This window comes from Aggregatibacter kilianii (assembly GCF_003129965.1).
GTDB lineage: Bacteria > Pseudomonadota > Gammaproteobacteria > Enterobacterales > Pasteurellaceae > Aggregatibacter > Aggregatibacter kilianii_A.
On record NZ_NRCJ01000011.1, the window covers coordinates 48,298 to 62,966 of the forward strand.

Below are 14,669 nucleotides of genomic sequence, written 5' to 3' on the forward strand. Positions count from 1 at the left end.
GATGGAAACCTCTCTGCATCAACTCAAATGGGGAATATTTAACTTACTCAAAGGCGACATGATCAGCGAATTTGCCAAACGTTACGGCGAATGGTCTGAAACGGAAGTGCAATTTCTGATAAACAACTTAGCTGAAGACGATAATGTCATTGAAGTAGGTTCCAACATCGGTATGCATTCCGTACCTTTGGCAAAAGCGATTCCTCAAGGCAGGCTGTTCTGTTTTGAGCCTCAACGGATTATCTATCAACAATTATGCTGTAATCTGAACCTGAATAGTTTAGTGAATGTTTATGCATTCAATTCCGGTGTCGGCAATCAAAACACTGTCATAGAAACGCAAAGCACCGACTATAACACAAGTTGGAATTACGGCAGTTTTTCATTAGATAAAGGATTTAGCACGGAGTCACCCTTTCACGGTGCCACAAAAAACGAAATGACACCGATAATAAAACTGGATTCACAACTGCAAATAGCACAACTGACTTCATTAAAGCTACTTAAAATTGATGCGGAAGGATTTGAGTTAAAAGTCTTAAAAGGAGCCCAAAATACCATCAAAAAATTGCAACCGCTTATTTTTATTGAAGCTCACTTACATTCATGTAATGCCTTGCTTTCCCATTTAAGAAGCATAAATTATCGATGCTATTGGTTTGTATCGAAACGTTATCGCACCAACAACTATTTTAATAATCCGAATGCTATTGATGGATATGACATCAATTTTATCTGCTACCCACAAAAACAGTTAGATAAGCAACAGATCATACCGCCGGATTATCTCGTTGAAGCCGAATTCATCTCCGGCGATGAAATTTCCATCGTTCCTATTCCGGAAAGTTAATATGAAGCCCACTTTTTTATATGCCTCCGCCACCTTGAGCGCAATAACCTTAACCGCCCACGCTATATCCCCGCAACAAGCGGGGCATTGCTACCAAACCGCTTATCCGCAAAGCGTGCAATATGAAAACGGTGAGCTTATCGTCAATGGACAAAAACTGCCGATAACCGAATTTGTTGGCAATTTTAATGAGAAATTGCATCATGGTGAATTACTGGATCAGCTTTCGCAGCGCTACCCTTTGGATTTCTCGATTCCGGCACAAAATGCCGATCCGGGCAGAATTCGCAATGATACTTTTTTTTCGGCGATGTATGGTGATACGGAGCAGACAATCAGAAAAAATCTGGTTTCCGTACATTGGGCACCTAACGGCAAAACCTTATCGTTTAATCGCGTCAATGGCGCAGCGCAAGCGTTACAGAAAGTAGGAGAAGAAATTGCGCAAAACCCGCAATTAATCGCCTATGTTGCCAAACCTGCCGGCACTTTCAATTATCGCGTCATCAGCGGCACAAAACGCCGTAGCGCCCACGCCTTCGGTATTGCCATTGATTTTACCCTGCCCAATGGGCTTGGCACTTACTGGCAATGGAGCGGCTGCAAAGCCGATTCGCCCTGCCCTTATCCGAAAAAACTCATCCAAGATCCAAAGCTCAAGCAACTCGTCGGTATATTTGAAAAACACGGTTTTATTTGGGGCGGGAAATGGTATCACCACGATTCTGTGCATTTTGAATATCGCCCGGAATTGCTACATCCGAATTGTCGTTGAAAATAATATTCTAAATTAAATATCATAAATTAATAAATAAAAATCCAATACATTATTAAAAAACTAGAAAAAGAGAAAAACATAGATACTATAAAAGCAATAATTGAAGAATCATTAACAATATACTTAGGATATAAAATAACAAGTAAAATAGAAATAAAAGATGAAAAAAAACACCCATAAAGGTAAAGAAAAACACCTGAATCATCATATTTTCTAAAAAATAAATAATATACAATGAGAATAACAGTAGATGTTACTAAAGATCCAGTCATTGCTGAGGGTCTAACAAAATAATAAAGAATATTAGAAATGATAAGAGGAATAATAAAAATTAGAACATTTTCTTTATAGTAATGGATAGATTTTATTTCATGATAATTAATAAAAGAATCAATAAAAGGTAATGCCATTGGCACAATAATTGCCAATGCTATTACAATAAATAAAAAGAAGAATTCCTTAGACATAGAGAATCCTCAATACTATATAAGAATATTAGAGATTATACTTATTTTTTAATAAATTGATAGAAAAATAAGATTTAAGTGCGGTCGGTTTAAAAAACGTTTTTCAAACTGACCGCACTTTTTTTAAAAGACAATATCCCCTTTCTTTTTTACGATCATCATCTGATGATGAGCAAACTTTTGTGCAATCACAGTTATAGATTGCCCGTTCGGTAAAGAAAGACTCGGGGCAATTTCCGCCAAAGGAATCATCACGAATTCACGATTGTGCATATCGTAATGAGGAACGGTGAGACGTTCCGATTGAATGGTTTGGTCGGCATAAAGCAAAATATCCAAATCCAGCGTGCGCTCGCCCCAACGACGAAGACGAACACGGCCTTGCTCGCGCTCAATACGTTGTAATTCGTCCAGTAGTGCAAGGGGCGGAAGTGCCGTTTCCAAACAGGCGACGGCATTTACATAATCAGGCTGATCTTGCGGCCCAAGGGGTTTGCTTTGATAGAAAGAGCTGACGGCAGTGAGTTTACTGTCGGGTAACCGATTCATCGCCTGCAACGCAGAAACTAATTGTTCCTGCGGTTCCGCCAAATTACTGCCAAGGGCGATATAAACCTTATCCATGGGAGACCTTGCTTGTATTTTTAGCGGGATTACTGCGTTTGCGACGATGATATTTGCGCTTTGGTTGACCGGGTAAAGCTTTCACCAAATCCTGCCGTTGGTTATCATTGCTGAATTGATATTCATGCCACCAAGCCGCCAGTTCAACCGCTTCACCGCCCTCAATTTCCGCGCGCATTACCAACAAATCAAAGCCCGCACGGAACTTGGACTGCTCCATCACGCGTTGCACGGATTTTTGTGTACGCTTTAAGAATTGCAACTGCAACGACCAAATGTCGCGAATCACGGCGGTATGGCGACGCGGCACAGCCAAGGCATTGCACAACACATCCAACAAATCGTTAGACGCCAAGGCATAAGCGTCATAATTATTTAAACCGCCTTCGTTCTTCAGGGTTTCCACCCGTTCACGCAACGGATACCAAAAAAAGGCGGCAAACAAGAACGCAGGATTAATCGGCAATTTGTCGGCGACGCGCTCGTCGGTAGAAGTCAACGCACGCAGAATCATTTTTTCCGCCATGCTGTCTTCACGCTCGGTAAAATAATTTGTCAACAACGGGAATAGCTGTTCAAACAAGCCGTATTGGCGTAGCAGACGATAGGTTTTGACGCCGCTTCCGCCCTGTAACAATTTTAGACTTTCTTCAAATAAGCGTGCCGGCGGGATATTTTTCAATAAATGTGACAATTCTTTAATGGGTACTTCGCTCGGTTTATCCAGAAACATGTCCAGCTTCGCCATAAAACGAATGGAACGTAACATCCGCACCGGATCTTCCTGATAACGGGTCACCGGATCACCGATTAAACGTAATTTACCGTTTTTTAAATCCTCAATGCCGTTGAAATAATCTTTCAATGTGTTGTCCTGCGGGTTGTAATACAACGCATTCACGCTGAAATCGCGGCGCTCCGCATCTTGTTCCAGAGTACCGTACACGTTGTCGCGCAACAGCATGCCTTCTTCGCTTTGCTTGGCGAGTTTTTCATTATGGTGTTCCGCATGGCTTGCACGGAAAGTAGCGACCTCAATAATTTCACGTCCGAACATCACATGCGCCAATCGGAAACGGCGCCCGACCAAGCGGCATTGGCGCTGAAATACCGCCTGAATTTGTTCCGGACGGGCATTGGTCGCCACGTCAAAATCTTTCGGTTTTTTACCTAATAATAAATCGCGCAAACAACCGCCGACGACATAGGCTTCGTAGCCTTGACGTTGTAATTTTTCTACCACGGTTAATGCGTTACGGTTGATCATGCGGGGCGTAATGCCATGGGTTGAGGCTTTTATGCTATGTTTGAAATCTTTTTTATGGACGTTTTTTTTGTTGTGGGAAGCGCCTTGAGCCTTGCTTTTGACAGGTTCTGATTCAGTAACGGGTTGTTTTTTCGGTGAGGCTTTGACTTCATTTTGAGCGGAGGCTTTATTCTTCGTTTTCTTGCTCAAAAGATTTTTAATATAGGTAAAGATAAGACATCTCCATTTATCACAAAAAGAAAGTGAAAGTGCGGTCGAAAAATGATGTGTTTTTTGACCGCACTTTTATCCGTTTTCGGTGGAATTAACCCACCATTTGTTTTTCGCGAATTTCCGCCAGCGTTTTACAATCGATACAAAGGTCGGCCGTCGGGCGCGCTTCTAAACGCTTAATACCGATTTCAACACCGCAGGATTCGCAATAACCGAAATCGTCCGTATCCAATTTTTTCAAGGTACTTTCGATTTTCTTCATTAATTTGCGTTCACGATCGCGGGTACGCAATTCCAAGCTGAACTCTTCCTCTTGGGTGGCACGGTCGGATGGATCCGGAAAATTAGATGCTTCGTCCTGCATATGAGCAACGGTTCGAGAAGCTTCATCTCTAATTTGATCATGCCAGGCTTGCAGAATTTTTTTGAAATGCAGCACTTGGTGCTCATTCATGTATTCTTCGCCTTTCTTTTCTTTGTACGGCTCAACACCGGCTAAAGCTAATAAACTCAAAGACGCTTTACTCATTTGTATCTCCTAATAAAAAAGTCATCCATTTATTCTTCTAAGCCCCCACAATCAGTGTTGCTTAATGTCATAACTACCACACAGTAAAACCGACTAAAAACGGACCCAAATTTTGAAGGCGTATAAATAGCAGAACTTATCCTATTTATCAAATAAAATTTACACATCAATCGGCTTTTTTGATGAAAATTTTTATTTTTGTGATTCAGCTTCCAATATTCACTTCCGCTGATTTTACACACTATGCCTTTACGCCATAGTAGCCGCCTTTCGGATGATAAAAGTGCGGTTAAAAATGTGAGCATTTCCTTGGATAAATTTGCCTTTAGCCTGATTTTCAGTGGCTTCACGTTGCTGTTTTTGCCCGACCGTTTTTTGTTGTCATGGCAAACCGCGTGCTATTTACTCCTCCTTTTATTGCCCTTAATCCTGCTTGCGCAAGCCTTTTCGTGTCACAAAATAAAACAGGCATTCATCGGGCTGTTTTTATTCATTGTCAATCTGGCTTATGTTCACCATCCGGCAATCATCTTGCCGGCACAGACGGACAATATCGTCAATCTGCCGAAAAAGATACATACTGAATTTACCGTGCAGGAAATTTTGCATCAGCAGGATTACCAAACCTTGGTAATTCAAGCGAAACTCGCCGAAGCTCTCCCCGAACAACGACTTTACGCTCACTGGAAACCGGAGCAAAAAGTCAATATCGGTGAACGTTACATGGGCGACTTACGCCTGCGACCGCTTTCTTCCCGTTTGAATTTTGAGGGCTTTGATCGCCAACAATGGTACTTCGGTAAACGCATCACGGCTTGGGCGGAAGTGAAAAGTGCGGTCAAATCGGAAAGCCTTTTTTCCTGGCGCCAAACCGCTCTGCATCACGCCCTGCAACAAACGGAAAATTTATCCCAACAAGGCTTACTTTTAGCGCTCGGTTTCGGTGAACGTTTCCGCTTAGACAACAAAACTTGGCAAATTTATCAAAAAACCAACACTGCGCATTTAATCGCCATTTCGGGCTTGCATATTGGGCTGGCGATGATGCTGGGCTTTGCCTTAGCGCGCCTACTGCAATTTGCTTTGCCGACCCGTTATATCAGTCCGACGTTTCCCATTCTCTGCGGCTTGATTTTCGCCCTGCTTTATAGCCAACTGGCGGGGCTTGCCATTCCCACGTTTCGCGCCGTTATCGCGTTAACGATGCTCTATGCCATACAGCACCTGCGGTTGTATTGGACGGTGTGGCAGCTGTTATTTCGGGTGGTTGCGCTGCTGATTTTTATCGATCCGCTCATGTTGCTTTCCACCAGCTTTTGGCTGTCGGTGGGCGCGGTGACTTGCCTGATTATTTGGTATCAATGTTTTCCGCTGTCTTTATTACAATGGCGCGGACAGTCACTTGCCCATTCGGCGTGGGGTAAAGTGCGGTATGTTTTTGGGCTGTTTCATTTGCAATTCGGTTTACTTTGGCTGTTCACGCCGATTCAGTTGCTGTTTTTTAACGGCATTTCATTAAATAGCTTCATCGCCAATCTCATCGCCGTGCCGCTTTATAGCTTCTTTCTCGTGCCGCTGGTGTTATTTGCCGTGCTCACTCGGGGCGCATTGCATTCTTGGCAGCTTGCTAACGATTTAACGGAAAAAATCACCGCACTTTTAGCGCCTTTTGAAGATCGATGGCTGGTGATTTCAATCACGCAAAGCTTATGGATAACCCTTGTTTTAACCGCGCTATTTTTATTTACGGTCTATCACATTTATAAACCACCAAAACCGATTAACTCGACGTTGGAATTGGCAAAACAATTCCGTTTTAAAGGATTTCACCTGAATCCGGAACGCACTTTAAGTTTACCGTTACGGAAAACGGCTTATGCGTTGGGCGGTAGCCTGATTGTCTTTTGTGGTATCGCCTTAACCTATCAATATCTTTCCCGCCCGAACTGGCAGCTTGAAACCTTGGATGTGGGGCAAGGTTTGGCGACCTTAATCGTAAAAGACGGCAAAGGCGTGCTGTATGACACCGGCGCAGGTTGGAACGGCGGCAATATGGCACAATTGGAAATTCTGCCCTATTTACAACGGCAAGGCATTGACTTGGAATGGTTGATTTTAAGCCATGACGACAACGATCACGCCGGCGGCGCCAATGCGATTTTAGCGGCTTACCCCAATATTCAACTGACCACCGCCTCACAAAAGCGCTACGAAGCAAAAAACACCGAAAAAAACGACCGCACTTTTTGTGAAGCGGGCAAACAATGGGGTTGGCAAGGGTTACGGTTTAGCGTGCTATCGCCCGATAAAATCGTACCCCGTGCGGAAAATCAGGATTCCTGCACGCTTTTATTGAGCGACGGCAAGCACAAGATTTTGCTGACGGGCGATGCGGATCTGAGTGTGGAATATAAGATCCTGCCGAAACTCGACAAGATCCATGTGCTACAAGTGGGACACCACGGCAGTAAAACCTCCACCGGGCAGGCGTTGCTGCGTCATACCCAACCGGACATTGCGTTGATTTCCAGCGGGCGTTGGAATCCGTGGCATTTTCCGAATAAGGATGTGGTAGCGCGTTTACAACAGCAAGGATCGCAAATTTATAACACAGCACATAGCGGACAAATCCGCCTGTTGTTCTACGATGATGGCATCAAAATCAGAACAGCGCGTACGGAATTTTCGCCTTGGTATCGCAGATTGATTGGCTTGAGCACGAAATAAGGGTACAATGCGCCATTATTTTTTGACCTTAAGACAGAAGATTTATTATGCAAGATCAAGACCTTTCCACCATGCAAACCTTCAAGCGTTTATGGCCAATGATTAGCCCGTATAAAGCAGGTTTGATTGTTTCCGGTGTAGCGTTGGTACTAAACGCGTTAACCGATTCCGGCTTAATTTTCTTACTCAAACCTTTATTGGACGACGGTTTTGGCAAAGCGGACGCTTCTTTCTTAAAGCAAATGTCAGTGTTTGTGGTGTTGCTGATTCTCTTTCGCGGCGTGTCCAGCTTCATTTCCAACTATTGTTTGGCATGGGTTTCCGGCAAAGTGGTGATGACCATGCGCCGTCGCCTGTTTAAACATTTAATGTTCATGCCGGTCAGTTTTTTCGACAGTAACTCTTCCGGTCGATTACTTTCCCGCATTACCTACGATTCGGAAATGATCGCCAGCGCCTCCTCCGGCTCCTTAATTACTATTGTGCGTGAAGGCGCTTATTTGATTTCATTGCTCGGCATCATGCTTTATACCAGCTGGCAACTTTCTTTGGTTTTATTTGTTATCGGTCCGATTATCGGTATTTTAATTCGTCTGGTTTCCAAGAAATTCCGCGATCTAAGTCGCAATATGCAAAATTCCATGGGAGAACTGACATCCACTGCCGAACAAATGTTAAAAGGGCATAAAGTGGTGCTTTCTTTCGGCGGGCAACTCATTGAAGAAGAACGCTTTAACCACGTCAGTAACGATATGCGTCGCAAAGGCATGAAAATGACCGCCGCCGATGCCATTGCCGATCCTGTGGTACAAATCATCGCCTCCTTTGCTCTTGCCGCCGTGCTGTATTTGGCAACCTTCCCTTCTATTATGGATCAGAATTTAAGTGCGGGTACTTTTACCGTTGTTTTCTCCTCCATGCTGGCTTTAATGCGCCCGTTAAAATCCCTCACCAACGTGAACGCGCAATTCCAACGCGGCATGGCGGCGTGCCAAACCTTGTTTGGTATTTTGGACATGGAAACGGAAAAAGACACCGGCACTTATAAGGCTGATCATGTGAAAGGCGACATTGAATTTAAAAATGTCACCTTTAGCTATCAAGGCAAAGAAGAACGTGCCTTAGACAATATTTCCTTCAAAATCCCACACGGCAAAACCGTTGCATTAGTGGGACGTTCCGGTTCCGGTAAATCCACTATCGCCAATTTGGTCACCCGTTTTTATGATGTCCATCAAGGCGAAATCACGCTGGACGGCGTAAACATACAGGATTATCGCCTGTCTGATTTACGTGAAAACTGTGCGGTGGTGTCACAACAAGTGCATTTGTTTAACGACACCATCGCCAACAACATCGCTTATGCGGCGAAAGACAAATACAGCCGCGAAGAAATCATCAAAGCGGCAAAAGCGGCACATGCCATGGAATTTATCGAGAATTTGGAAAACGGTTTGGATACCGTCATCGGCGAAAACGGCGCCAGCCTATCCGGCGGTCAACGCCAACGTTTAGCCATCGCTCGCGCACTGTTGCGTAATTCGCCGGTATTGATTTTGGACGAAGCCACTTCCGCCTTGGATACGGAATCCGAACGCGCTATTCAAGCCGCGTTAGAAGAGATTCAAAAAGATCGCACGGTTTTGGTAATCGCCCATCGTTTATCCACTATTGAAAAAGCCGATGAAATTTTAGTGATCGAACACGGACAAATTAAAGAACGCGGCAATCACAAGGAATTATTGGCGCAAGGCGGTGCCTACAAACAATTGCACAGCATGCAATTCAGTCAATAATTCACTCGAAGGAGAACTCATGCAGTTTTGGTATTCCCGCTCATGGCTTACATGGCTACTCTGCCCTTTCTCCTTATTATTTTGGCTGATAACTGCCGTTCGTCGCGCGTTGTTTCGCCTTAATCTATTGAAATCTTACCGCGCGCCGGTGCCCGTCGTGGTGGTGGGCAATCTTTCTGTCGGCGGCAACGGCAAAACACCCGCTGTCATTTGGTTGGTGGAAGCACTCCGTAAGTGCGGTCTAAACGTCGGTGTGATTTCGCGGGGATACGGTAGCCAAGCAAAAACCTATCCTTTATTGGTGACGCCGACCTGCAATCCCGTGGAAGCCGGTGACGAACCCGTTCTAATCGCCAACCGCACCCAAGTACCCGTGTGCATTTCGCCTAATCGCCGACACGCTGTGGAATGTTTATTACAGCACGCACCCTGCGATGTCATCATCAGTGACGACGGGTTACAACATTATAAATTGCAACGTGATATTGAAATCGTGATCATGGACGCGCAACGCGGCTTGGGTAACGGTTTCCTACTACCGGCAGGTCCGTTACGGGAATTGTCGAGCCGTTTGCAATCCGTTGATTTCATCATTACCAACGGTGCGGAAAATGAATACAGCGACGCCGTCATGCGCTTAACGCCGCAATACGCCGTCAATTTAGTCACCAAGGAACAACGCCCGTTAAATGCATTTTCACAGGCTGTCGCCATCGCGGGCATCGGCAATCCGCCGCGCTTTTTTGCCATGCTGGAACAGCACGGTATCAAATTAACTGAAACGCTGGCATTTCAAGATCACCAAGCTTTCAGCGCCGAATTATTTGAGAAATTCGATAAAACGCAACCGCTCTTCATGACGGAAAAAGACGCGGTGAAATGCCTCGCCTTTGCGCAGGAAAATTGGTGGTATGTGCCCGTCACCACGGAAATTCTGGGCATAAAAGCGCAACAATTGATTCAAAAGATCGTACAAAAGTGCGGTCGGAAATAAACACAAATCGAGATACATTATGAACGGTAAATTATTAGAAATCGTGGCATGCCCAAGCTGCCACGGACGTTTGGAATACGACGAGCAAAATCAACGCTTAATCTGTCGTTTTGAAAAACTTGCCTACCCGATTAACCACGGCATTCCTGTCTTGTTAGCGGAACAGGGGCAACCGTTAAATCAGGCGGAGGACGAATAACATGACCCGATTCACCGTCATCATTCCCGCCCGCTACGCATCCAGTCGTTTACCGGGCAAACCGCTGGCGGACATTGCCGGCAAACCGATGATTCAACACGTTTTCGAACAAGCCAAACAATCGAGCGCAAACCGCGTGATTATCGCCACCGACAATGAACTGGTGGCAACCGCTGCCAAAAATTTCGGCGCAGAAGTGTGCATGACCGCCGAAAGCCATAATTCCGGCACGGAACGCTTGGCGGAAGTGGTGGAAAAACTGGCGATTCCCGAGGATGAAATCATCGTCAACATTCAAGGGGACGAACCGCTGATTCCGCCGGTTATCGTCAAACAAGTGGCGGAAAATCTCGCCAAATATCAAGTGAACATGGCGAGTCTGGCGGTCAACATCGACGAACCGGCAGAATTATTCAATCCTAATGTGGTAAAAGTGCTGACCGATAAAGACGGTTATGTGCTCTATTTCTCCCGCGCCGTGATTCCTTGGGATCGTGATCAGTTTGCGCAAACGGATGATGTGGCAACATTACAGCTGAACACCCAATATCTGCGTCACATCGGCATTTACGCCTACCGCGCCGGTTTCATCAAACAATATGTGCAATGGCAACCGACCGCGCTGGAACAAATCGAAAAACTGGAACAGTTACGCGTGCTTTGGTACGGCGAAAAAATCCACGTGGAACTTGCTAAAGAAGTGCCTGCGGTGGGTGTGGATACCGCCGACGATCTGGAAAAAGTGCGGTCGATTTTAGAAGCAAAATATAATTAATCTTTCTCAACAACCGTCGGCGCATGTTTCCTCACGCGTGTTAAAATCAAAAATGTAATAGTAAGCACACTCTTCAGAAGCGTGCATTATCAAAACATCAAAGATTGCGACGCTTCCCCTCGCCCGCTTGCGGGAGAGGGCGGAGAAAATCCGCAGGATTTTCGGAGGGAGAGGGGAAAAACACAAGAAAAATTAACCGCACTTTTCCCCTCTCTCTGACTCCAAGTGCTGAATGCACTTTCCGTCTGTCTCTCTCCCGTAAACGGGCGAGAGGAAAAATTTACCCGAAGTAATAAATGTGAGCCTCTCTGTATCCGATATGACTTTCGACGCCAAAAAATTCCTCGCCAACGTACCGCACTTACCGGGCGTTTATCGCATGTATGACGATAGCCACACGGTAATCTATGTGGGCAAGGCGAAAGATCTGAAAAAGCGCTTGTCCAGTTATTTTCGCAAGCAGTTAAACAGCAAAAAAACGGAAGCGTTGGTAGCGTCGATCCAGCATATTGAAACCACCATCACCACCTCGGAAACAGAAGCGCTGCTGCTTGAGCACAATTACATCAAAACCTATCAACCGCGTTATAACGTGCTGCTGCGAGACGATAAATCCTATCCGTACATTTTATTAACCAAAGAAACCCACCCGCGCATTACGTCTTATCGCGGTTCGAAAAAAATTCAAGGGGAATATTTCGGGCCTTATCCAAACGCCGGTGCGGTGCGTGAAACCTTGTCCTTATTGCAAAAACTGTTCCCTATTCGGCAATGTGAAAATTCCGTGTATAACAACCGCTCGCGCCCTTGTTTGCAATATCAAATCGGGCGTTGCCTGGCGCCGTGCGTAAAAGGTTATGTGACCGACGAAGCCTATGCACAGCAGGTGAATTTTGCCCGCTTGTTTTTGCAGGGAAAAGATCAGCAGGTGTTGGATCATTTGGTGAAACAAATGGAACAGGCAAGTCAGCAGCTGAATTTTGAAGAAGCGGCACGCATTCGCGACCAAATTCAGGCGGTGCGCGCAGTGATCGAAAAACAATTCGTCGCCAACGATCGTCATGACGATATTGATATTATCGCTATCGCCTACCAACTAGGCGTGGCTTGCGTGCAAGTGTTGTTTATTCGCCAAGGCAAGATTTTAGGCAACCGCAGTTATTTTCCGAAAGTGCCGAGCAATACCAATCTGGCGGAGCTCACGGAAACCTTTGTGGGACAATTTTATTTACAGGCGCACCAAGGCAGAACCATTCCGAATACGATCATTGTGGATCAAAAGTTGGAAGAAAAAGCCGATTTGGAAACGCTGTTAAGCGATCAAGCAGGACGCAAAGTCAGCATTCAGGATCATGCCAAAGGCGATAAAAGCAAATATTTGCAACTGGCACAAATGAATGCCAAAGCGGCGTTAATTACCAAATTAAAACAATCCACGTTGCAACATGATCGCTACGTGGCACTACAAGAATTACTCGGCATTGATGCCATCAAACGCATGGAATGTTTCGACATCAGCCACACCATGGGTGAGCAAACTATCGCTTCCTGCGTGGTATTTAATCAGGACGGCCCGCTAAAATCCGATTATCGTCGTTTCAACATCAGCGGCATCACCAAAGGCGACGACTACGCCGCCATGGAGCAGGCGCTATTGAAACGCTACGATAAAGATTTGGACGAAGACAAAATTCCCGACATTATTTTTATCGACGGCGGCAAAGGGCAGCTTAACCGCGCCTTGCAGGTGTTCGAAAATCTCAAGGTAAAATGGAATAAAAACCGACCACACTTAATCGGCGTCGCCAAAGGTGTGGATCGCCGTGCCGGCTTGGAAACCCTGATTTTAAGCAAATGGGACAAAGAATTACATTTGCCGTCAGACAGTCTCGCACTGCATTTAATCCAACATATCCGCGACGAAAGCCACAACCACGCCATCAGCGGACACCGCAAAAAACGCCAACAACATTTCACCCAAAGCGGCTTGGAAAGCATCGAAGGCGTCGGCGCCAAACGTCGCCAAGCCCTGCTCAAATACCTCGGAGGCTTGCAAGGCGTCAAAAATGCTACCCTCGACGAAATCGCCTCCGTCCCCGGCATATCAAAAGCCTTGGCGGAAAAGATTTTTGAGACGTTGCAACATTAGGTTAAAAAGAAAAGTGCGGTCATTTTCTTTAACGTTTTTTACTTTGAAAAAACACTTGAGAAAATGACCGCACTTTTTTAGAAAAAACCGCTATTTCACCACAATAAATTCCGCCGTAGCTTGTCGCTCAATTAATTTGCCAACCGGGTAAAGTTCTACACCGGCTTTTTGCGCAACGGCGAAAACCTCATCTTTTGCTTCCGGTTTCACGGCGATGAGTAAACCGCCGGAGGTTTGCGGATCGCATAATACGGCTTTTTGCAGATCGTTAATCGGCGCGATTTTGTGTCCATAGCTGTCGAAATTTCGATTGGTGCCGCCCGGGATACAGCCTTGTGCGATGTAATCGTACACACCGTCCAAGGTTTTCACGTTGGCGAAATCCACTTCGGCATTGAGGTCGGAGCCTTCGCAAATTTCCGCTAAATGCCCCAACAAGCCGAAACCGGTGACGTCGGTCATGGCGGTTACGCCGTCAATATGGGAAAACTCGTTGCCGATAAGGTTCATTTGACACATCCAATGGGTTGCCAAACCTTTGTGTTCCGGTTTTAATTTGCCTTTTTTCTCTGCAGTAGTTAACACGCCGATGCCCAGCGGTTTGGTTAAATACAGATGACATCCTGCTTCTGCTGAGGCATTGCGTTTCACTTTTTCCGTGTCAATAATGCCCGTCACCGCCAAGCCGAAAATCGGTTCGGGTGAATCGATGGAATGCCCGCCGGCAAGGGCGATACCCGCTTGCTGACAGGCAAAACGCCCACCGTCGATGATGCGTTGCGCCACACTCGCGGGCAATTTGTTAATCGGGAAGCCGAACACCGCAATCGCCATAATCGGCTTACCGCCCATGGCGAAAATGTCGCTCACGGCGTTAGTTGCTGCGATACGTCCGAAATCAAAAGGATCGTCCACAATGGGCATGAAAAAGTCGGTGGTACTGATAATCGACGTACCATTGCCTAAATCATACACCGCCGCGTCATCTTTGGTGTCGTTGCCGACCAACAGATTCGGATCAATAAACGGAGCCATTTCGGTATGCAAAATTTCCTCTAAAACCTTAGGCGATATTTTGCAACCTCAACCGGCACCGTGGCTATATTGTGTCAGTCGGATGTCGTCGATTAGCTCATCTTGCACACCGTGCAAAGCCTGCTCTGTCATGTTTACTTCCTTTTTGTTAAACGAATAGCGTGATTATAGCTTTATTGGGCTAAGGATTCATTGTCTGAAATCAATTTCTTCGGAAACAAAAAAATGCGGTGAAAACTCACCGCACTTTTGTCTTTTATATTGTC

13 protein-coding genes are annotated in these 14,669 nt (G+C 45.6%); 8 read left to right on the forward strand and 5 right to left on the reverse strand.

Features of this window, described 5'->3' with window-relative positions; all coding sequences use genetic code 11:
- Position 1 precedes the first annotated feature (1 nt).
- Together DK430_RS09265 and DK430_RS09270 are read left to right on the forward strand one after the other, a co-directional pair.
- Positions 2-850 (forward strand): FkbM family methyltransferase, encoded by an 849-nt coding sequence (locus DK430_RS09265; protein WP_109078783.1) that lies wholly within the window; start codon positions 2-4, stop codon positions 848-850.
- Position 851: 1 nt separating this feature from the next.
- Complete coding sequence (locus DK430_RS09270) at positions 852-1,625, forward strand: M15 family metallopeptidase (RefSeq protein WP_109078784.1); 774 nt, start codon at positions 852-854, stop codon at positions 1,623-1,625.
- Between the two features lie 29 nt (positions 1,626-1,654).
- On the opposite strand, the gene DK430_RS09275 is transcribed toward DK430_RS09270, so the two are convergent.
- From DK430_RS09275 to dksA, 4 genes are all read right to left on the reverse strand, one after another.
- Entirely contained in the window at positions 1,655-2,095 is a 441-nt protein-coding gene (locus tag DK430_RS09275) for a hypothetical protein (RefSeq protein WP_109078785.1), read from the reverse strand.
- A 123-nt stretch (positions 2,096-2,218) separates the two neighbouring features.
- Complete coding sequence (gene folK / locus DK430_RS09280; RefSeq protein WP_109078786.1) at positions 2,219-2,719, reverse strand: 2-amino-4-hydroxy-6-hydroxymethyldihydropteridine diphosphokinase; 501 nt, start codon at positions 2,717-2,719, stop codon at positions 2,219-2,221.
- A complete protein-coding gene (gene pcnB, locus DK430_RS09285) occupies positions 2,712-4,175 on the reverse strand; it encodes a polynucleotide adenylyltransferase PcnB (protein WP_109078787.1) in 1,464 nt (487 codons plus the stop codon). Before pcnB ends, folK begins: the two co-directional genes overlap by 8 nt.
- A 115-nt stretch (positions 4,176-4,290) precedes the next feature.
- Positions 4,291-4,728 (reverse strand): RNA polymerase-binding protein DksA, encoded by a 438-nt coding sequence (gene dksA / locus DK430_RS09290; RefSeq protein WP_005556693.1) that lies wholly within the window; start codon positions 4,726-4,728, stop codon positions 4,291-4,293.
- 297 nt (positions 4,729-5,025) lie between these two features.
- Here dksA and DK430_RS09295 point away from each other — a divergent pair, with 297 nt between their 5' ends.
- The 6 genes from DK430_RS09295 to uvrC all read left to right on the forward strand — a co-directional run bounded on the left by DK430_RS09295 (position 5,026) and on the right by uvrC (position 13,368).
- On the forward strand, positions 5,026-7,455 hold the full coding sequence (locus tag DK430_RS09295; RefSeq protein WP_109078831.1) for a DNA internalization-related competence protein ComEC/Rec2: 2,430 nt from the start codon (positions 5,026-5,028) through the stop codon (positions 7,453-7,455).
- A 47-nt stretch (positions 7,456-7,502) separates the two neighbouring features.
- Positions 7,503-9,251 carry a lipid A ABC transporter ATP-binding protein/permease MsbA gene (gene msbA, locus DK430_RS09300; protein WP_109078788.1) on the forward strand — a complete coding sequence of 583 codons (1,749 nt, stop codon included), beginning with the start codon at positions 7,503-7,505 and terminating at the stop codon, positions 9,249-9,251.
- A 19-nt stretch (positions 9,252-9,270) separates the two neighbouring features.
- Entirely contained in the window at positions 9,271-10,245 is a 975-nt protein-coding gene (lpxK, locus tag DK430_RS09305; protein WP_109078789.1) for a tetraacyldisaccharide 4'-kinase, read from the forward strand.
- Positions 10,246-10,264: 19 nt separating this feature from the next.
- A complete protein-coding gene (locus DK430_RS09310) occupies positions 10,265-10,444 on the forward strand; it encodes a Trm112 family protein (RefSeq protein ID WP_109078790.1) in 180 nt (59 codons plus the stop codon).
- Position 10,445: 1 nt separating this feature from the next.
- A complete protein-coding gene (gene kdsB, locus DK430_RS09315) occupies positions 10,446-11,219 on the forward strand; it encodes a 3-deoxy-manno-octulosonate cytidylyltransferase (protein WP_109078791.1) in 774 nt (257 codons plus the stop codon).
- Positions 11,220-11,538: 319 nt separating this feature from the next.
- Positions 11,539-13,368 (forward strand): excinuclease ABC subunit UvrC, encoded by a 1,830-nt coding sequence (uvrC, locus tag DK430_RS09320; RefSeq protein WP_109078792.1) that lies wholly within the window; start codon positions 11,539-11,541, stop codon positions 13,366-13,368.
- A 90-nt stretch (positions 13,369-13,458) separates the two neighbouring features.
- On the opposite strand, the gene selD is transcribed toward uvrC, so the two are convergent.
- Positions 13,459-14,535, reverse strand: coding sequence for a selenide, water dikinase SelD (gene selD / locus DK430_RS09325; protein WP_109078793.1), 1,077 nt, complete (start codon positions 14,533-14,535; stop codon positions 13,459-13,461).
- Positions 14,536-14,669 lie beyond the last annotated feature (134 nt).